The 18,233-nt window shown below is 36.8% G+C and carries 17 protein-coding genes; 11 read left to right on the forward strand and 6 right to left on the reverse strand.

What is annotated here, in order from left to right:
* Positions 1-6: 6 nt before the first annotated feature.
* The 3 genes from IGL28_RS01105 to IGL28_RS01115 all read left to right on the forward strand — a co-directional run bounded on the left by IGL28_RS01105 (position 7) and on the right by IGL28_RS01115 (position 2,346).
* Positions 7-861 carry a hypothetical protein gene (locus IGL28_RS01105; RefSeq protein ID WP_081204159.1) on the forward strand — a complete coding sequence of 285 codons (855 nt, stop codon included), beginning with the start codon at positions 7-9 and terminating at the stop codon, positions 859-861.
* Between the two features lie 78 nt (positions 862-939).
* Positions 940-1,611: a sugar transferase gene (locus tag IGL28_RS01110; protein ID WP_081128277.1), complete on the forward strand. Its 672-nt coding sequence runs from the start codon at positions 940-942 to the stop codon at positions 1,609-1,611.
* A 318-nt stretch (positions 1,612-1,929) separates the two neighbouring features.
* Complete coding sequence (locus IGL28_RS01115; protein ID WP_081128275.1) at positions 1,930-2,346, forward strand: Ohr family peroxiredoxin; 417 nt, start codon at positions 1,930-1,932, stop codon at positions 2,344-2,346.
* Positions 2,347-2,626: 280 nt separating this feature from the next.
* Here IGL28_RS01115 and IGL28_RS01120 read toward each other — a convergent pair whose 3' ends face one another.
* Positions 2,627-3,805, reverse strand: a complete 1,179-nt coding sequence (locus IGL28_RS01120) for a hypothetical protein (protein ID WP_081128273.1) — start codon at positions 3,803-3,805, stop codon at positions 2,627-2,629.
* Positions 3,806-4,184: 379 nt separating this feature from the next.
* Here IGL28_RS01120 and IGL28_RS01125 point away from each other — a divergent pair, with 379 nt between their 5' ends.
* A complete protein-coding gene (locus IGL28_RS01125) occupies positions 4,185-4,637 on the forward strand; it encodes a hypothetical protein (RefSeq protein WP_160231394.1) in 453 nt (150 codons plus the stop codon).
* Complete coding sequence (locus tag IGL28_RS01130) at positions 4,603-4,812, forward strand: PepSY domain-containing protein (RefSeq protein WP_368014327.1); 210 nt, start codon at positions 4,603-4,605, stop codon at positions 4,810-4,812. Before IGL28_RS01125 ends, IGL28_RS01130 begins: the two co-directional genes overlap by 35 nt.
* Before the next feature lie 101 nt (positions 4,813-4,913).
* On the opposite strand, the gene IGL28_RS01135 is transcribed toward IGL28_RS01130, so the two are convergent.
* On the reverse strand, positions 4,914-5,615 hold the full coding sequence (locus IGL28_RS01135; protein WP_010720297.1) for a DUF975 family protein: 702 nt from the start codon (positions 5,613-5,615) through the stop codon (positions 4,914-4,916).
* Positions 5,616-5,823: 208 nt separating this feature from the next.
* Between IGL28_RS01135 and tgt the strand changes: the two genes are divergently transcribed.
* The 4 genes from tgt to IGL28_RS01155 all read left to right on the forward strand — a co-directional run bounded on the left by tgt (position 5,824) and on the right by IGL28_RS01155 (position 11,685).
* Positions 5,824-6,969 (forward strand): tRNA guanosine(34) transglycosylase Tgt, encoded by a 1,146-nt coding sequence (gene tgt, locus IGL28_RS01140; protein ID WP_010720296.1) that lies wholly within the window; start codon positions 5,824-5,826, stop codon positions 6,967-6,969.
* A gap of 92 nt (positions 6,970-7,061) precedes the next feature.
* Positions 7,062-7,451 carry a preprotein translocase subunit YajC gene (gene yajC, locus IGL28_RS01145; RefSeq protein WP_010720295.1) on the forward strand — a complete coding sequence of 130 codons (390 nt, stop codon included), beginning with the start codon at positions 7,062-7,064 and terminating at the stop codon, positions 7,449-7,451.
* 272 nt (positions 7,452-7,723) lie between these two features.
* Positions 7,724-10,321 (forward strand): bifunctional acetaldehyde-CoA/alcohol dehydrogenase, encoded by a 2,598-nt coding sequence (adhE, locus tag IGL28_RS01150; RefSeq protein ID WP_010736883.1) that lies wholly within the window; start codon positions 7,724-7,726, stop codon positions 10,319-10,321.
* A 227-nt stretch (positions 10,322-10,548) separates the two neighbouring features.
* Positions 10,549-11,685, forward strand: coding sequence for a hypothetical protein (locus tag IGL28_RS01155; RefSeq protein WP_081128256.1), 1,137 nt, complete (start codon positions 10,549-10,551; stop codon positions 11,683-11,685).
* Between the two features lie 237 nt (positions 11,686-11,922).
* Here IGL28_RS01155 and fni read toward each other — a convergent pair whose 3' ends face one another.
* Genes fni through mvk form a run of 4 tightly spaced genes read right to left on the reverse strand, consistent with a single transcriptional unit; the run spans position 11,923 to position 15,981 of the window.
* Positions 11,923-12,969 (reverse strand): type 2 isopentenyl-diphosphate Delta-isomerase, encoded by a 1,047-nt coding sequence (gene fni / locus IGL28_RS01160; RefSeq protein WP_081128255.1) that lies wholly within the window; start codon positions 12,967-12,969, stop codon positions 11,923-11,925.
* The gene (locus tag IGL28_RS01165) at positions 12,966-14,051 is read right to left on the reverse strand and encodes a phosphomevalonate kinase (RefSeq protein ID WP_081128253.1); all 1,086 of its coding nucleotides are present in this window, start codon (positions 14,049-14,051) and stop codon (positions 12,966-12,968) included. The genes fni and IGL28_RS01165 overlap by 4 nt, the downstream gene beginning before the upstream one ends.
* Before the next feature lie 12 nt (positions 14,052-14,063).
* A complete protein-coding gene (mvaD, locus tag IGL28_RS01170; protein ID WP_081128251.1) occupies positions 14,064-15,041 on the reverse strand; it encodes a diphosphomevalonate decarboxylase in 978 nt (325 codons plus the stop codon).
* On the reverse strand, positions 15,034-15,981 hold the full coding sequence (gene mvk / locus IGL28_RS01175; protein WP_010720287.1) for a mevalonate kinase: 948 nt from the start codon (positions 15,979-15,981) through the stop codon (positions 15,034-15,036). The genes mvaD and mvk overlap by 8 nt, the downstream gene beginning before the upstream one ends.
* A 314-nt stretch (positions 15,982-16,295) precedes the next feature.
* On the opposite strand from mvk, the gene IGL28_RS01180 reads away from it, so the two are divergent.
* Positions 16,296-16,955: a deoxynucleoside kinase gene (locus tag IGL28_RS01180; RefSeq protein ID WP_025480454.1), complete on the forward strand. Its 660-nt coding sequence runs from the start codon at positions 16,296-16,298 to the stop codon at positions 16,953-16,955.
* A gap of 226 nt (positions 16,956-17,181) precedes the next feature.
* Positions 17,182-18,087 carry a magnesium transporter CorA family protein gene (locus IGL28_RS01185; RefSeq protein ID WP_081128399.1) on the forward strand — a complete coding sequence of 302 codons (906 nt, stop codon included), beginning with the start codon at positions 17,182-17,184 and terminating at the stop codon, positions 18,085-18,087.
* Positions 18,088-18,233 lie beyond the last annotated feature (146 nt).

Consider the following 18,233-nt stretch of genomic DNA (forward strand, 5'->3'; position numbering starts at 1 on the left):
TTAGCAATGAAGAAAAGTTTGACGAAAAGAACCGCTCAATTGTTTTTAGCGTTTGTGTGCTCATTTGTTTTCTTTGTTTTTCTGTCACTGATTGGCATACGAATGACACTGATGCGGCCAACATTTATGCAGCAACAAGTAAACCATTCGCAGTATGTATCCAATGTTCAAAAAGAAATGAATAACAAAATCCAAGATTTGGCACGAGGAAGCAATATCCCGCCAGAGGTAGTCAAAGATACGATTCCTTACACTCTGATCGAAAAAAATATGATGCAATACGTTAATACATTATATAGTGGTCGTTCTTTCACTTTACAAGGTGAAGAAGAAGTGAAAAAAGAACTATACAAAAAAATAAACCAATATGCAGCAGATAAAAAAATGAAAACAGATGAACAGATAAATAAGGGAATTGCTCAATTTGTTGATTCTTCAATGCAGGTAGTGAAACAAGCCATAGAAATCCCCTATTTAGCTAATTTTGTCCAAAAGGTCAATCAATATAAGTCAACATTAAATGCTTTTATGATTGGGGCAGGAATCACTTGGTGTGTGATTAGCGGGATGTTGTTCGTGACCTGTCGTTCAAGTAAAGAAAGAATCCAGTTTGCTAGTTTGATATTTGCTGGATCAGGTATTTCTTTAGTAGTCGGACCTTTAATCATCTATTTTAATGGTTGGATGAGTAGGATAGGGATCATGACACAAAGTATCTATGAATTTGTCCAAACTTATTTACGGACATTTGATCTGCTCTTTATAAAGATGGGTACCATATTATTGGTTCTATCGATACTGTTCTTTGTTACTTTTGTTGTATTGACAAACAAATCAGGAACTACAAAACAGAACACCTAACTTGTTTGTAGCACTTGGTTTGCAAAAGTAAAAAATAGACCATTATCTAGCTGATTATCAGAAAAGGTGGTTAGTCATATGGAGTTGAAACTAAAAGAAAATATCTCTTTTGAAAATAACGTTTATGTAACGATAAAACCAAAAAAATGTTATGAAATGGTCAAACGACTATTAGATATTCTTTTAAGTATCATTGGACTGATTCTCACTTCTCCTATTCTCCTTTGGGTTGCTGTAAAGATCTACTTGGAAGAACCAGGAGCTCCCATCTTATTTTCTCAAGAAAGAGTGGGGAAGAACAAGCGTACTTTTAAAATGTACAAGTTTCGTTCAATGTGTACGGATGCGGAAGAAAAACTAGAGAATTTACTAGACAAGAATGAAGTAGAAGGTGCGATGTTTAAAATCAAAGATGATCCACGTATCACCAAGATTGGTAAGTTTATTCGTAAAACCAGTTTAGATGAATTACCTCAATTATGGAATGTTTTAAAAGGTGAGATGAGCTTAGTTGGTCCTAGACCGCCCTTGCCTAGAGAAGTACGCCAATATTCCCATCATGATGAACAACGCCTTCTAATAAAGCCTGGGTGTACGGGTATATGGCAGGTAAATGGTAGAAGTGATGTCAACTTTAAAGAGATGGTTGCGATGGATCTCCAATATGTGCAACAACGTAGTATCATAATTGACTTTAAAATCATCTTAAAAACCATATGGAAGATGCTCTACACAAAAGGTGCTTGTTAAGATCAAAGAAGCACATCTGAGTATTTCACTGATAGATAAGAACACATGGTTAAGTAGCTTTCTCTGGTTTTAAAATTTTGGTTTATTTCTTAAGGGAATGTTCTTGAATAAGGTCATAAACAGGACAAGCTGTTTATGGCCACTTTTTTGTCAATAAATTAGTTAACGAATACGTAGCCTGTTTTTTATTTTTGCAGTTTGGTTATTCACGGCTTCTTTTAAAAGAAAAAATGTAGTAAATCAATGAGGTAGAATTTTGATAAATAAGAGATTTACTGGATCTTTTATTTTACTTATCATTTTAGGAGGTTGATTCATATGAGTAAAATCTATGAAGCAGTAACCATCAATACTGGTGGAAGAGAAGGAAAAATCTATTCAAAAGAGAAGAACTTTCTATACAATGTAACTTCACCAGGCTCAGGTGTAGCAGATGCTACAAATCCTGAAGAGCTTTTTGCTGCTGCGTACAGTGCATGTTTCAATGGAGCTTTGGAGCTAGTAATGTCCAGAAAGAAACTTGATAATGCAACTTCTGTCCGGGCAACTGTTGCTCTGATGAACCATGGAGATGCTGATTTTTCTATTGAAGTTTTATTAGAGGTATTCATTGAAGGAATGTCAAGCGAAGAAGCTGTGTGCTTAGTGGAAGAAGCAGATCAAGTTTGCCCTTACTCTAAAGCGCTAAGAGGGAATACAAAAGTAATCATAGAAGTTGTTAATGAAGATTTCTAAAAAATATAGTTTTAATATATAAAAGGGATCCATCTATCCATTCATCTATTTCAAGTCATTTATATCAAGTTAATCTTAAACTAGAAGTCTCTTGGGGGAGAGCTTCTAGTTTTTTATTTGGAAAAAAATAAGAGAAGAACTATTTTGGAAACCTTGTTCAGTCCTAAAAACACTTTAAAAAAGAGTTCAAAAAATATAACCAAAAAAACCGAATCATTAAGAAATGGCTTTGACCTACTTTTTAATAATTCGGCTATTGGACTGAGAAGTGCTCTGATCATTATTCTGTTGGTGAAAATTGATAGGATCCTTTTGCTATAAAGCCTTGTCCTTTTACTAGGCGCAATGGAGCCAAGTCTTCGGCAGCAATTGGGTTAAAGTATACTTTACCATAGGAACGATAAAACCAAACACTGTCTGTAGGATTATATCGATAATTGCCAATTCCAACAGTAGAATCAATTGTCAAACTCAATTGATTTGATCTATCAGACAAAACAAGTTGAGTAGTTTGGGATTTTTTTCTTGAACTTCCCCAGATATCTTTTGTGAAGTTCCTGATTTCATAAGGGTAAAGTGGATCGCCTAGTGCCAGTATACTATTATTAAAATCATTTGTTGTAGCTTGCAAAAAAGCATAATCTTTTAATGTTACGTCCTCTAAAGGAGTCGTTTCCACTTCCACACCAATTTCCCCTCCAATGATCGTATAGATGACTTTTTCTCGTAACACAGGGCGCCCAGTACCATTTCTTTTTTTTGTATTGACCGCTTGGACTAAGTTTGTGGTGACTATTTTAAGTTCTTTAGTCGAAAAAGTACTATCTCCGACAATTTTTTTCCCATCTGCATATACTTCTAAACTTTCAGAAGCAGCTGTCGGTGTATCAACTAAATCATCATAAGTATGCCATCCACCAGTATAGCCATCATAGTTAGGATCATCGCCATCAATAGCTGATACGGCTCGCAAGTCATGATAAGGCGAGACATAATCTGTGTAAACTTTATTCAAGACTTCTTTTCTACTAGCGAATTTATCGGTGACATTCTCTGTCGAAAGAGGAAGTAAATAAGCGTTAGAAATTTGCCAAGTTTGATTGTTAGAAACTTTTCCAATTGTTAACATCAAATCATTTAGCTGATCGTAGTGGCTGATAGCTTCGATTTGATTTTCTGTTTTCCTTACTTCCAACATTTCTTTTTTTATTGATACTTTTTGTTCATCTAACTTTTGTAAGTTCTCATCGTAAAATTCAACTGACACATCATCTGATGTAGTTAAACCAGGTAAGTAGTATTTAAAAGCATTTAATGGATCAAGTGTTTGAGAAACAATTGACGTCTCTTCTTCAGAAAGTGTTTTGGAAAAAGCAGGGATAGACAAACAGAGAGCAACGATGATCAGTGAGATAAAAATAAGAAAAAGATAAGACTGAATTTGTTTCTTTTTTTTCATAGAATAATTTTAGTAACTCCTTATTAGTTTTTTACCTATACTATCTAAGTTAGTTTAATATTTTTTTTGTTCTGTTTTTTTTTCTTTTTTAGTATCAAATGATTATTTTTATAATTCTGATGAATAAGCCAATAGGAAGATTAGTAAAAGAAATTTTCTTTTTATTTCTCTAAAAAATTTATTTGAAAAAAAAATAAAGAAATTTTTTTCGTTTGGATTCAGTAGAATAAGTGCATAGAGATGATTTGCTAATTTTTATCTCTTAATATTCTCTCACGAGGCTGGAGCAAGAAACTGTCCCAGCCTCAAACTCCTAAAAAAAGAACGATTAATCGTTCATTTCAAGAATCTAACAATTGATTGTGAAGGAGCGGAAAAGATGAAGTTGTTTGTATGGTGTTTAACGGTATTAACTAGTTTTAGTTTGGGGATGTTGGTGATGTTTGTTTTTAATTATCCTTATGAAAATTATGGGAATGAAACGAAAGAAATCAAGGTTGCCAATGTTTCTAGTTCGTCCACATCTGCGGATGAAATTGAGGAGCCGGAAAAATTCAATGTATCATTAAAAGAAGCACTTGAAACTTATCAGACTTGTTATCCTAATCAAGCGATTACTTCTGTGAAAGTTAGTCAGACTGTTGGTCCTTACTATTACGAAATTACTGGTAGAGATGCAACTGAAGAATGCAGTGTAAGAATTTCAACTAAAACAGCGAACATCAAAAAAAAAAGTACATCGCAGACGAAACAAACACGAACAAGCCACTACCGAGCAATCCGCAGATCTGTTCAATATCAAAAACTTAAAAAGTTTATCGGAAGTTACTAAAGTAGCTGAAAATGTAGCTGAAAAAACGAATGGGACAGGAAAAGCGGTAAAGTGGTTCCTTGAAAGACAATCAGGAAAATCGTATTGGACAATTACTATTAAAGAAAAAATAAAAAAAGTGACAGTCAAAGTTGATGCGTATACTGGCGAAGTTCTAAAAGCTGAGCAGAAGTGAGCGAAATGAAAAAAGCGACTGCGGCTGAAGCATGTGAAACGACCCTCAAAAGTTAGATTTTTGGTCTAACTTTTGAGGGTTGTTTCATTGGACATTGATTTTTATACGTTTTTTGGCAATTGTTCATAAAAAGCTGCTTTAGTTGCTGTAATATAAGGATTTAACCATAAATAACCAATTCCAGCAGTTAGCATGGCTAAGATATGCCAGCCAATAAAGGATAGATCAAGCCAGAACAATTTACCTTTGTAGCCATCCATTAATTTACGACTAGCAGTGATCGTATTGAGCACTCCTGGTTTTTCCCCTGTTTCAGTGATAACATCATAGTAAATGAAGTAACTTTGGGAATAAGAATAACTTTTGATGATACCAGGAATAACGAATAATAACGCCCATAAAGTAGTAAAGATCGAAATCAAAATAGCTAGTAAAATCACACCACCAAGAAATAATCCTGTAAAACCACGAAAGGCATCTTTAAATGGTTCGATGGTCGATTTGGTTCCACGCAGGATATCTAGATAGGTCCATGAGATCCCACTCATAAATAGTGCGCTGATAATACCAGACACAATACCACCACCGCTAGAAGCAGCACCTCCGTTGGTATTGTTTGCCATATCTTGGACAGCTGCAGGATCATTATAGGTATGAGCCAATAATAAAGCGGTCGGAATAGCTATGATCATAATGAGTGCAATTGTGATTAACGTTGGGACTAAATTCAATAATACAGCTTGTCCCCAGCGTCCTTTTAAACTGTCTTTTGCTTGTTGTTTCAGTTCTTTTGAAGATAGCATGAGTTTCACTCCTTTTTATTTATGCCATAAGTATAACAAAGAAGAAACAATTTGGCTTTCTTTATCTTTTATCTGTTATTATAATTTCTTTAAAAAATGAAGGTTAAATAAACACCTGTTACCCAATGAACTCTTGCAAAAAAGAGTTAGAACGATTATGATGATGGGAGTTGTCAATGCGATTATTATAGAGAAAGTAGGGAATTGAATGACACAACCTGCCATTCGTTATCGTTTAATCAAAAAAGAAAAACATACCGGTGCCCGTCTTGGTGAATTGATCACTCCTCATGGGACATTTCCCACACCAATGTTTATGCCTGTGGGAACACTAGCAACTGTCAAAACCATGTCACCTGAAGAATTAAAAGCAATGGGTGCGGGAGTCATTTTAAGTAATACGTACCATTTATGGTTAAGACCTGGAGAAGACTTGGTAGAAGAAGCAGGCGGCTTACACAAGTTCATGAATTGGGATCAACCGATTTTGACAGATTCAGGTGGTTTTCAAGTGTTCTCGCTAAGCGATATGCGTAACATCGAAGAAGAGGGTGTCCATTTTAAAAATCATTTAAATGGTTCTCGGATGTTTTTATCACCAGAAAAAGCAATTAATATCCAAAATAAATTAGGATCAGACATCATGATGAGCTTCGATGAATGTCCTCCTTTTGATGAAAGCTATGATTATGTCAAAAAATCAGTGGAAAGGACCTCACGTTGGGCTGAGCGAGGCTTAAAAGCCCATCTGAATCCTGATCGTCAAGGATTATTTGGTATCATTCAAGGAGCTGGGTTTGAAGATTTACGTCGCCAAAGTGCAAAAGATTTGATCTCAATGGATTTCCCTGGCTATTCAATCGGTGGTTTGTCTGTTGGCGAACCTAAATCAGAAATGAACCGTGTGTTAGAGTTTACAACACCATTGATCCCTGAGGATAAACCACGTTATTTAATGGGTGTTGGTGCAGCAGATTCATTGATTGACGGCGTGATTAGAGGAGTCGATATGTTTGACTGTGTCTTGCCTACACGTATCGCAAGAAATGGTACTTGTATGACTTCACAAGGACGCTTAGTCGTGAAAAATGCACAATACGCACATGACTTCCGCCCAATCGATGAGAAATGTGACTGCTACACATGTAAAAATTATACACGTGCGTATATTCGTCATTTGATCAAATGTGATGAAACATTTGGGATACGGTTAACGTCTTACCATAACTTGTACTTCTTATTAAACTTGATGAAACAAGTGCGTCAAGCGATCATGGATGACAATTTATTAGAATTTCGAGCAGCCTTTTTTGAGGAATATGGGTTTAATAAAGAGAATGCCAAAAGTTTCTAATCTTTTTCACTAAATTTATGTAAAAAACTAGTGTCTCACGCCTTTTTCTGCTAAAGTTGAGTGTGTAGATACATGTTAGTGAGGTGAAAAAAATGGGATCATTACCAATGTTAGTCATGTTCGTTGCTCTTTTAGCAATGTGGTATTTTATGTCACGTTCACAAAAGAAACAACAACAAGAACGACAAAATTTACTAGACAGTATGAAATCAGGCGATGAAGTAGTTACAATCGGCGGATTACATGGTGTTGTTTCAGAGATCGACAATGAAAAACGCACAGTCGTTATAGATTGTGAAGGGATTTTTCTAGAATACGATCGAGCAGCCATCAAAACGGTTAAACCTGGAACTGTCGTAACCAATGATTCGACAGTAAATACGGTAGAAAAAACAGAACCAAAAGTTGCTGAAACAGTAGAAGTGAAAGAAGAAGCTACTGAAACTGTTGAAACACCTGAAGATAGTAAAGAAAACAAATAGGTAAAGCTTAGTAGTTGAGTCTGAGACGGTGTCTCGGGCTCTTTTTTTATCCTAAATCTCTGACTTTGTTAAGTTTTGAATAAACTGTTTTTTTGATAAAATACTTTGGATCATTAGGATAATAAATAAAAACACTGATAAATAAAGGATTTAATCGAAATTTAAAAAACTGTGAAAAAAATCACAATAAAGGTTTACATCTGAAAAGGTTTGTTGTATGATGAGAATGTGAATTAATTAACAAACAACCATGACCCATTAGGAGGAAGACAATGGCTAAAGTAATGGAGAAAGAACAACCAAAAACTATTGATGTTCAAGGAATGATTGATGAATTAGCAACGAAAGCAAATGTCGCATTAAAAGAGATGGAAAACTTTGATCAAGAAAAAGTAGATCATATTGTGCATGAAATGGCAATGGCAGCATTAGATCAACATATGCCGTTAGCTAAAATGGCAGTTGAAGAAACTGGTCGTGGAATCTATGAAGATAAAGCGATCAAAAATATGTATGCTTCTGAATATATTTGGAATAACATCAAGCACGATAAAACAGTTGGTGTCATCAATGAAGATGTTCAAAAAGGCTTGATTGAAATTGCTGAACCAGTTGGTGTGGTTTGTGGGGTAACTCCAACAACTAACCCAACATCAACGACAATTTTTAAATCAATGATCGCGTTGAAAACAAGAAACCCAATCGTTTTTGCATTCCATCCAAGTGCTCAAAAATCTTCTGCTGAAGCAGCACGTGTCGTTCGTGATGCAGCGATCGCAGCTGGCGCACCTGAAAATTGTATTCAATGGATTGAACATCCATCGATTGAAGCGACTTCAATGTTGATGAATCATCCAGGGATCGCAATTGTTTTAGCTACTGGTGGGGCAGGAATGGTAAAATCTGCTTATTCAACAGGAAAGCCAGCTTTAGGTGTTGGACCAGGTAATGTACCAGCATATATTGAAAAAACAGCAAAAATCAAACGAGCAGTGAATGACTTGATCGTTTCTAAAACGTTCGATAACGGAATGATTTGTGCTTCTGAGCAAGCAGTAATCGTTGACAAAGAAGTCTATGCTGCAGTTAAAGCAGAATTCCAAGCACATCAAGTCTATTTTGTGAAACCAGCTGAACTTTCAAAATTAGAAGATGCAGTGATGAATGAAGGTAAATACGCAGTAAATCCAGCAATCGTTGGACATTCTGCAATGGACATTGCAAAACTAGCTGGCATCAAAGTTCCAGAAGGGACAAAAATGTTAGTAGCTGAATTAGAAGGTGTCGGAGCGGATTACCCTCTTTCACGTGAAAAACTTTCTCCAGTACTTGCAATGGTTAAAGCAAACAATACAGAACATGCCTTTGAATTATGCGAAGGAATGTTGAACTTAGGCGGGTTAGGCCATACTGCAGTGATTCACTCAGAGGATGAAGAGCTGCATGTGAAGTTTGGTCTACGGATGAAAGCTTGCCGTATCTTAGTAAATACTCCTTCAGCAGAAGGTGGAATCGGAAATATCTACAACGAAATGATCCCTTCACTAACTTTAGGTTGTGGTTCATATGGTAAAAATTCTGTTTCTAGAAATGTAAGTGCCATCAACTTGATCAATGTCAAAACTGTAGCGAAACGGAGAAATAATATGCAATGGTTCAAATTACCACCAAAAATCTTCTTTGAAAAGAACTCTTTGCTTTATTTAGAAAAAATGGAAAACGTAGAGCGTGTCATGATCGTTTGTGATCCTGGTATGGTGCAGTTTGGCTACTGTGATACGGTTCGCGAAGTACTATCAAGACGTAAGAATGATGTGAAAATCGAAGTCTTCTCAGAAGTTGAGCCAAATCCTTCAACAAACACAGTCTATGCAGGAACGAAATTGATGGCTGATTTCAAACCAGACACAGTGATTGCATTAGGTGGCGGTTCTGCAATGGATGCTGCTAAAGGAATGTGGATGTTCTATGAACACCCAGATACTTCATTCTTTGGAGCAAAACAAAAATTCTTAGATATCCGTAAACGGACATATAAGATCGATAAACCAGAAAAAACACAATTTGTGTGTATTCCGACAACTTCAGGAACGGGTTCTGAAGTAACACCTTTTGCCGTTATCACAGATAGTGATACACATGTGAAATATCCATTGGCAGATTATGCATTAACACCAGATGTAGCAATCGTCGACCCACAATTTGTCATGTCAGTACCAGCTTCTGTCACGGCAGATACAGGGATGGACGTATTAACTCATGCGATTGAGTCTTATGTTTCTGTTATGGCTTCTGATTATACAAGAGGATTGAGCTTACAAGCAATCAAATTAGTCTTCGATTACCTAGAAAAATCAGTGAAAACTCCTGATATGGAATCACGAGAAAAAATGCACAACGCTTCTACAATGGCAGGGATGGCATTTGCGAACGCCTTCTTAGGAATTTGTCACTCAGTTGCGCATAAAATTGGTGGAGAATATGGTATCCCACATGGTCGTACAAATGCCATTTTATTACCACATATCATCCGCTATAATGCAAAAGATCCACAAAAACATGCAATGTTCCCTAAATATGATTACTTCCGTGCAGATACAGACTATGCAGATATTGCTAAGTTCTTAGGGTTAAAAGGACAAACAACAGCGGAATTAGTTGAAGCTTTAGCAACAGCAGTTTATGAATTAGGACAATCAGTTGGAATCAATATGAGCTTGAAGGCTCAAGGTGTGACACAAGAAACCTTAGATTCAACGGTTGACCGTATGGCAGAACTTGCTTATGAAGATCAATGTACAACAGCAAATCCAAAAGAGCCATTGATCAGTGAGCTAAAACAAATCATTATTGATGCTTATAATGGTTAATTCAATACAAGTATAGTTAATCAAGCCCCTTTTCCAGATAAAGATGATCTGGAAAGAGGGGCTTTTTTTGTCGGAAAGGGGATCAATATCGTTAGAACTAGCGTAGGAATTTCTTTTGTTAGAAAAAAACGATTAATTCGCTTTTTTAGAAAAAGTAGTTTTATCAAGACCGATGAACCATGTTACTTTAGATAAGTAAAAATGAAAAAAGAAAGGAAGTTGTTAGGATGACAAAACCATTATTTGAGAAAACAAAAAATCAAGAAAATATGGGAAAAGAACAATTGATGTCAACCGTTGATTCATTAGAAGTCAAATTGCGGGAAAACTTAGAACCACTTGAGAACGTACACAAATGCACTGAGCTATACATAGAGTTGAAAAATGAACTAAAGAGAGAAATTGAAGAACGGGCTAAGAAAAGAGAGGATTGGTATAAGAAAAAGCATTCTCAAATTAAAAAAAAGGAAGATTGTGAGCAGGAACTTCAAAACGCAGTGAAAGCAAAAAAAAATGCATTATATAAAAGCACCAAGCGAGTACATGGTGAAACGATCAAGAGCAAAAAAAAAGAGCTTAACGAAATAGCAAAAGAAATCAAAAATTGCAAGTCTGAGATAAAAAAACTGACGAAGGAAATGCAGTATTTAACTGGTAGGAGAGGTGAAAAATGGATCGATCATTCTTTATTAAAGTACGTGGTGAACACTAAAGTTGTCGCAGATGAAAAAAATACACCGAAGGATGACAAACTAAAAGAGGAAGCAGCAACAAAAAATAATATAGTAACAGAGGAGGAAGCAGCAACCGAAAAAAATATAGCAGCAAAAGAAAAAGTAACAACAAAAGAACTAAAACTGGTTACTAAAGAATTGACTGAAAAACAACGAAAGCAACAATTAAAAAATAATCTCCACAATCTTAAGGAGCTAGATCAAACGTTAAAAAAATTAAGGAATGTAAAGAATCCTTGTTTTAATCAAAATAAAATAGACTATTATGTCATAATACGTTTATATCTTAAAAGATCTATGCAGCTAGAAAAAATTATACGATTCAGGATTAACCCTGGCGGAAAAACGCTCAATCTATTTAGTGGTGGTAAAGTGGATAAAAAACGAAAAAAAATAGAACGAGATCTTCAGATGAGTTGGAGAGATATTTATAGTTATCTACTAACCAATCCAGATAACTTTAAGCGTGAAACAGCAGTTCAGGAAAAACAGCAGGGGAAAAAACAATTGACTGATCTAATAAGCAAAGAACTAGGGAAAGTATGTGAAACGAGTAATCCTGAGATAGGGAAGGGGATGGGTATAATAAAACCTAGCGCTCCGCCAATGATGCCAGGAATGGAATTATAGCCGTTTGTCAAAGATACATAGGTTTTATTTTTGTTTATCAGATGCAAAAGAGTTGGTATCCTATTATTTATCGCATGAAAACTAGAACAAACGTATGAGACGATTGGTGAAGGATAAAATAGAGTCAACGCCATAAGAAAATCTCATTCTAAGAAAACTTTGTATTTTTGTAGACAAAAAAGGTCGTCATTCATCTTTTAGATGATTGGACAACCTTTTTGAGTTGAATCGATTTGTTTATTTCTTTCGTGTGCCATATTTGGTCAGAGGGATTCCTCGGGCTTCGCACCAATCTTTAGTAGTTCCAGATAAGATCAAGGGTTGGTGATGAAGTTCTTGGATAGTTTTAGCTCCTACCATGGTCAATAGCCGTTGAAGTTCTGCTTGCCATTGTTGGACTAGTTGGATCGTTTCTGCCACGCCGTGTGTCATGAGATGCGTTAAGATCGTTCCAGAAACGCCTACTGCATTGGCACCAAGACAAAGTGCTTTGAAGAGGTCGAAGGCATTGCGAATACCACCAGAAGCAAGAATCTCTACTTGATGTTGGGCTTCGTTTGCCTCTAGCAGAGAAGTAACCGTTGATTGTCCCCAATCGACTAAATAATCTAACTCTCTTTTTTTGCGACGAGCATTTTCGATTTGAGTGAAGCTGGTTCCGCTTCGGCCACTGATATCGATTGTCTGAACCCCCAACTCGGCTAGTTCATCGATCGTTTCTCTAGTCATACCAAAACCGACTTCTTTCACGATCAAAGGAACCGAAATGCCTTCGCTGATTTCTTTGATCAATTCTTTCCAATTGGAAAAATCACGATCCCCTTCAGGCATCACCAATTCTTGTGGTGCATTGAGATGGAGTTGTAAAGCATCGGCTTGAAATAGTTCAATCGCCTCTTTTGCTCGTGCTAAAGAGGTGCCGGCTCCTACGTTGGCAAGGATCTTTCCTTCTGGATAAACGTCACGCATGATCGTGTAAGAGTCGCTTAAAGCAGGATCTTTTAAAGCTGCACTGACTGAACCCGTGGCAATCATTAAATTTGTTTCTTTTGCGATCCTCGCTAAATCATGGTTGATTTTTTTAGTTTTTTCACTTCCACCAGTCATAGCATTGATATATAAAGGATAGTCTAAAGTTAAGCCAGCAACAGTCGTATGTAGATCAATCTCTGACATGGAAACTTCAGGTAAGGGGTTATGAACGATTCGAACCGTATCAAATTCATTTTTTTGTTTACTATGAAAAGCTTTAGCTAATGAGACATGTTCATCTTTTCGATTCATCCTTTTTCCTTTCGTTGGTTACTATAGACGTGTAATGGCAAGGGTGTAATTTCTGCTAATTCCCAAGCGCTCATCAAAGGCAAGATACCGGATTTTTGATCCACGATTACGATACCACAATCGCCACCACCTGCTCCAGATGATTTTGCTGCGCCCTCGTATTCTTCTGCTAAGCTACATAATTTATTTAAAGCAGGCGTTTCGATCAATACGCCCGTAATTGAAGATAGCTCATGGAGTAGTTGTCGGTTTTTTCTGATCATAGATTGGATCAAATCAATGTTATTCTCTTTGAATCCTTTAATCATTTCATGAACGCATAAGGTACTATCTTGTAAAAATTTTTGATAGGCTACCATTTTTTCCTTACGTGAGCGATGGACTTGATCGACTAAATCAGAAGTTGATGCAGGACTGCCAGTCCAACCAATCAGTAAACGCAGATCTTTCGGTGTCGGAAGAGACTCAATGGATAAACCAGGCCAATCCATTTCGATGAGTTCAACGATTGTATGTTGTTTTTCTTGTTCTTGGAGCCACTGGTGATCAAAGGTTGAAAAAGCAATCCAACCACCATAACAACTAGCTGCAATATCTCCACAAGAGCCATTATCTTGAACCGTTAAATTTGCTAGTGCAGCAATTTTGAAAATTTCAATCTGTGTAAGATTTAACGCATAAAACATATTCAATGCCTTGACTGTTGCGACAGTTACGGCGCCACTTGAGCCTAGACCGTATTTGCGTCCGTTAGAACTATCCAATTCACTTGTCACTTTTAGGTCATAAAAAGAAAGTAAAATATTTTTTTCTCGTGCGTATTTTTCAGTCAAACGAATGGCAGCAAGGATATAATGAAATGGATTTTCACGAATATCCAAGACAAGTTCACCATCACGCCGAGTCCAACGAATCGGCATGCCACTATATTGCTCAGATTGGATGCTGCCGACTTTTCGTGCGGTTTCAACGGTTACAGTAACAAACTGATCAATGGCTACGATGATAGCCGGATGTCCGGTTTCAACAACTGCGTATTCTCCAGCAATATAAAGTTTTCCTGGTGCAGATACTTCAATCATAAAAATCTCCCTTTATTCAATAATAGTCATTCCTGGACCTGCAAAAGCCGAAATGACTTGTTGGCTACTAAATAAGTCACTAAATGTTGTTTTGACCTTATCTAGATGGTCTTTTTGAACTAGCACTTTCACATTTGGGCCAGCATCCATAGTAAAGTAACAAGGAATCCCCTGATTTCTTAAATCCCGTACCGCTTGCATGGCTTTTAAACTATCAGGAGACCAGTAGGTAAATGGCGGACGAGCAGCTAATGTCGTTCCGTGCATTTTTAACCCATTTTGTTCCATAGTTTCACCTAGAAGTTGAAAGTTCTTAGTTTTGATTGCTTGTTTTAGTTGATAAAGATCGGCTTCGACAGAATCTAACCATCCTTGATAAAAACTTGAAGTTTCAACCGTTCGGCGCATACCATCACGACTTGAGACATCCTTTTTTTGTTCATTCAACAATAGAAAGACCATCGCTAAGTGATCTTCAAAACCGTCTGAGGAAATTGGATGAGCATACGAACTTTGATCATCGTGTCCTTTTTCCCATTCAACAAATCCACCAAAAATACTCCGACAAGCGGAACCTGATCCTCTACGAGCCAGTCTTGATAAAGCTTGATCATCTAATCCTAATTTCAATGCCTCGTTGCATGCTCCGGCTAAAGCCGCTAAGCCGCTGGCAGAAGAAGCTAAACCCGCAGCAGTCGGAACGAAATTCTGGCTGATCACTTTTGCTTTTTTCGTGGTACCCGCTTTTTCTCTCGCAATATCCAAAAAAGTACTGATTTTTTTGGTTGCTTTTTCATCTTGCAATTGATTATCTAAATAAAATTGGTCTTCTGTGTAAGCTTCTGAAAAGCTGACTTCAGTTTCCGTATAAAATGCATCTAATGTGAGTGATAAGCTGTTATTCATCGGGAGAATCAACGATTCATTTTTTTTACCCCAGTACTTGATAAGGGCGATATTCGTATATGCTCGTGCTTTGCCTTTAAACATAGGTATGTACTCCTAATCCTTGAATCCAAGTTGCAGCTGCTCCCGCTTGTAAGAGGGCTTCGCTGATTTCTTGGGCTTTTGTTTTTGTTTGAGCTAGCGCAATCATGCAGCCACCTCGACCACCACCAGTTAGTTTTGCTCCCAAAGCGCCTGAATCTCTAGCGGTTTCGATCAATACATCAAGAAAATCGTTGCTGATCGTTAAATTTTTTAAAATTAGTTGGGCTTCATTCATCGCTTGGGCTAAATGCTCGGGGTTATTTTTAACAATGGCTTTTTTGGCTTGCCTTGTTAAGTATCCTAGTTGTTGGATTTTTTGTCCAACTTTCTGCTGATCTTTTTCAAATAAATGAGCAACGTCTTTGACCACTGCTCGCGTCTGACCTTTGATTCCGGTATCAGCGACAATCAAAAAAGCGTCGATATTTAAAGAGAAATAATCAAACGGGTGTCCTTTCACAAAGTAGATTGGTTCTAAACTGCTTGTTGCCGCAGCATCGATACCGCTAGGATTACCATGGGCAATTTTTTCTGAAATTTGAACATTTGTCAAGAGCTGTTCGCGAGAAAGTGGTTGTTCGAGATAATCGTAAAAGGCACGAGTAACTGCCGTAGCTACTGCAGCGCTTGAGCCCATTCCACGTTCGGCAGGGATAGTGCTGTGAATAGTTAACTCTAATGATTGCTCAATTTGCAGTTCCTTTTTTAAGTTGAATACTAACTGCTTGATGTTTTTTAACGAATGTGGGGCATCACGCAGTATTCCTGTATAGTAGGAAGAAACAAGCTGATCTCCTGACGAAGTGATGTGTTCATTCAAGGAAGCAACTACTTTTGCTGCCTGAAAAGGAAAAGCGATTGCCGGTTCGCCGTAGACAACTGCATGTTCGCCCATCAGAATAATTTTACCATTTGATTCCCCTTGGCCATAATTTGCCATAATCTAACTCCTTCTTTTATTCCCATAACTTTTTTGAGCAAAAAATAAAGCGCCTTGGATCCTTTGCGCTAACGAACAGATTGTATAACATAGAAGTTCAAAAAACAATTCATCTTTATTTTACTAAAACCTTCCCAGAAGTAAAATAAAGAATACGTTTTCTGTTGAAAAACCTCTTTTTTCTTAAGATTTTATTGAATTTTATGAATGGAAATATCCTGTTATTCCTAATTGACACCACCAGATATTGGGGGTATATTTAAAAAGAATTGGAAAAAGACACAACATTTAGTGATAAAGTGAGTTGGAGGTTAATGAGTGTGATTGTTTTAGCAGGTACCATTGGCGCTGGAAAATCAAGTTTAACAGAAATGATGGCTGAACACTTTGGAAGTCGAGCTTTTTATGAGTCAATCGAGGATAATGAGGTATTGCCTTTATTTTATGCCAATCCTGAGCAGTATGCGTTTTTGTTACAAATCTATTTTTTGAATAAACGTTTTGAAAGTATCAAGCAGGCAATGAAAGAAGACAACAATGTTTTAGATCGTTCGATCTATGAAGATTCTTTGCTTTTTCATTTGAATGCTGATTTGGGGCGGGCAACTGAAACAGAAGTTCGAGTATACGACGAGCTATTAGCCAATATGATGGAAGAGTTGCCGTATGCCGCACATAAAAAACATCCGGATTTATTGGTTCATATTCGTGTTTCATTTGATACGATGCTTGAACGGATCGAAAAAAGAGGACGATCATATGAACAACTTTCCTTCGATCCAAGCTTATATGATTATTACAAAGAATTGAATCGTCGCTATGATCAATGGTATGACGAGTACAATGAAAGTCCCAAAATCCAAATTGATGGCGATCGATTCAATTTTGTGGAAGATCCCCAAGCAAAAGTAGAAGTGCTGAACATGATTGAAGAAAAGTTGGCAGAAATTCGTCAAGAAGTCTTTGTTTCTTGAGTTCAATAAAAAATGATAGTATAAAGAAGACAGGATCTAACTTCGATATCTAAGCCGAAGAAATTGAAAATAGGAGAGCTATTTTCGCTTTTCATCGGCTTATTCTGTTTTTTGAGAGCGAGACAGCGGTCGGAATGGCTAACTATCTATAAATTCGCCAAGAATACTTGGAAGGGTAGCCATGAGACACTCAATGAATCTATCAGTGCAGGAAGAAGGGGAAGGTATGAGAGAAAAACGTTTTTTTAATTTTGATCAAAATTTTTGGATGAACGTACCTAGAGATGATGTGATGGGAATCAAAAATCTTAAGGAAGAGTATGGCATTAGTGATGAGATGCTTACCTATTCTTTAGACAAAAATGAACGTGCTCGTGTGGAATATGATACTCTTGATGATATTTTACTTTTAGTCACCAATGTTCCTCATCAACAAAAAATCGAAAACCACTATGAAACAAGTCCAGTAGCATTTATTCTAAAAGAAAATGGTCTATTTACATTTACGACTCAAAATACAGAATATGTGATTCGCCTGATTCGTTCAATCTTAGATCGAGATTCCGAGATAAATGTATATAGTTTACTTTTCCGTACGCTCTTTCTGATTTCAGATTCCTTCTTCCCGTTGATTGAAGAAGTGAATAGTGAACGACAACGCTTAAACCAAAAGTTGCGAGAAAAAACTACGAACCGCAATTTACTAGCTTTATCTGACCTCGAAGTTGGTTTAGTTTATCTAGTGACTGGTACAAAACAAAATGTCGTATTATTAGAACAAATCAAAGCATTAGCGATTTATCGAAAGCTCACTGAAAAAGAGAAGGAACAATTGGATGATGCATTGATTGAAGCAAAACAGGCAGTGGAAATGACCAATTTGGCCTCCCAGATCCTTGATCAACTTTCGGGAACGTATAATAATTTGTTGAACAACAACTTAAATGACACAATGAAATTTTTGACAGTCTGGTCGTTGATTCTGACTGTTCCTACCATTGTGACAGGCTTTTTCGGTATGAATCTACAATTGCCTTTTACACATTCTGTCTTTGGTTGGGGGATCGCCTTATTCATCAGTCTGATATTGTCAGTTTGGATGCTGATCGCATTGTGGCGTAGGATTCGTTAGTTTCAAAGGAGACAGTCGCCAAAGTAGTTGAGTGTCCGCTGAAGTGTGTTTTTTGATAGTGAAAAGAGGTTTTTGGTTTAGGCAAGTATCCAACTAAAGCAAATAAATGATAGGGAAATGTTTTGAGAGTCTCTAGTGAAAAAGAT

The organism is Enterococcus sp. AZ077, from assembly GCF_051714965.1.
GTDB classification, from domain to species: Bacteria; Bacillota; Bacilli; order Lactobacillales; family Enterococcaceae; genus Enterococcus_B; species Enterococcus_B hirae.

Bases quoted from the DNA above. Each gene is read 5' to 3' on its own strand.
- IGL28_RS01105 (WP_081204159.1), top strand. From the start codon at position 7: ATGAAGAAAAGTTTGACGAAAAGAACCGCTCAATTGTTTTTAGCGTTT.
- IGL28_RS01110 (WP_081128277.1), top strand. From the start codon at position 940: ATGGAGTTGAAACTAAAAGAAAATATCTCTTTTGAAAATAACGTTTAT.
- IGL28_RS01115 (WP_081128275.1), top strand. From the start codon at position 1,930: ATGAGTAAAATCTATGAAGCAGTAACCATCAATACTGGTGGAAGAGAA.
- IGL28_RS01120 (WP_081128273.1), bottom strand. From the start codon at position 3,805: ATGAAAAAAAAGAAACAAATTCAGTCTTATCTTTTTCTTATTTTTATC.
- IGL28_RS01125 (WP_160231394.1), top strand. From the start codon at position 4,185: ATGAAGTTGTTTGTATGGTGTTTAACGGTATTAACTAGTTTTAGTTTG.
- IGL28_RS01135 (WP_010720297.1), bottom strand. From the start codon at position 5,615: ATGCTATCTTCAAAAGAACTGAAACAACAAGCAAAAGACAGTTTAAAA.
- tgt (WP_010720296.1), top strand. From the start codon at position 5,824: ATGACACAACCTGCCATTCGTTATCGTTTAATCAAAAAAGAAAAACAT.
- yajC (WP_010720295.1), top strand. From the start codon at position 7,062: ATGGGATCATTACCAATGTTAGTCATGTTCGTTGCTCTTTTAGCAATG.
- adhE (WP_010736883.1), top strand. From the start codon at position 7,724: ATGGCTAAAGTAATGGAGAAAGAACAACCAAAAACTATTGATGTTCAA.
- IGL28_RS01155 (WP_081128256.1), top strand. From the start codon at position 10,549: ATGACAAAACCATTATTTGAGAAAACAAAAAATCAAGAAAATATGGGA.
- fni (WP_081128255.1), bottom strand. From the start codon at position 12,969: ATGAATCGAAAAGATGAACATGTCTCATTAGCTAAAGCTTTTCATAGT.
- IGL28_RS01165 (WP_081128253.1), bottom strand. From the start codon at position 14,051: ATGATTGAAGTATCTGCACCAGGAAAACTTTATATTGCTGGAGAATAC.
- mvaD (WP_081128251.1), bottom strand. From the start codon at position 15,041: ATGTTTAAAGGCAAAGCACGAGCATATACGAATATCGCCCTTATCAAG.
- mvk (WP_010720287.1), bottom strand. From the start codon at position 15,981: ATGGCAAATTATGGCCAAGGGGAATCAAATGGTAAAATTATTCTGATG.
- IGL28_RS01180 (WP_025480454.1), top strand. From the start codon at position 16,296: ATGAGTGTGATTGTTTTAGCAGGTACCATTGGCGCTGGAAAATCAAGT.
- IGL28_RS01185 (WP_081128399.1), top strand. From the start codon at position 17,182: ATGAGAGAAAAACGTTTTTTTAATTTTGATCAAAATTTTTGGATGAAC.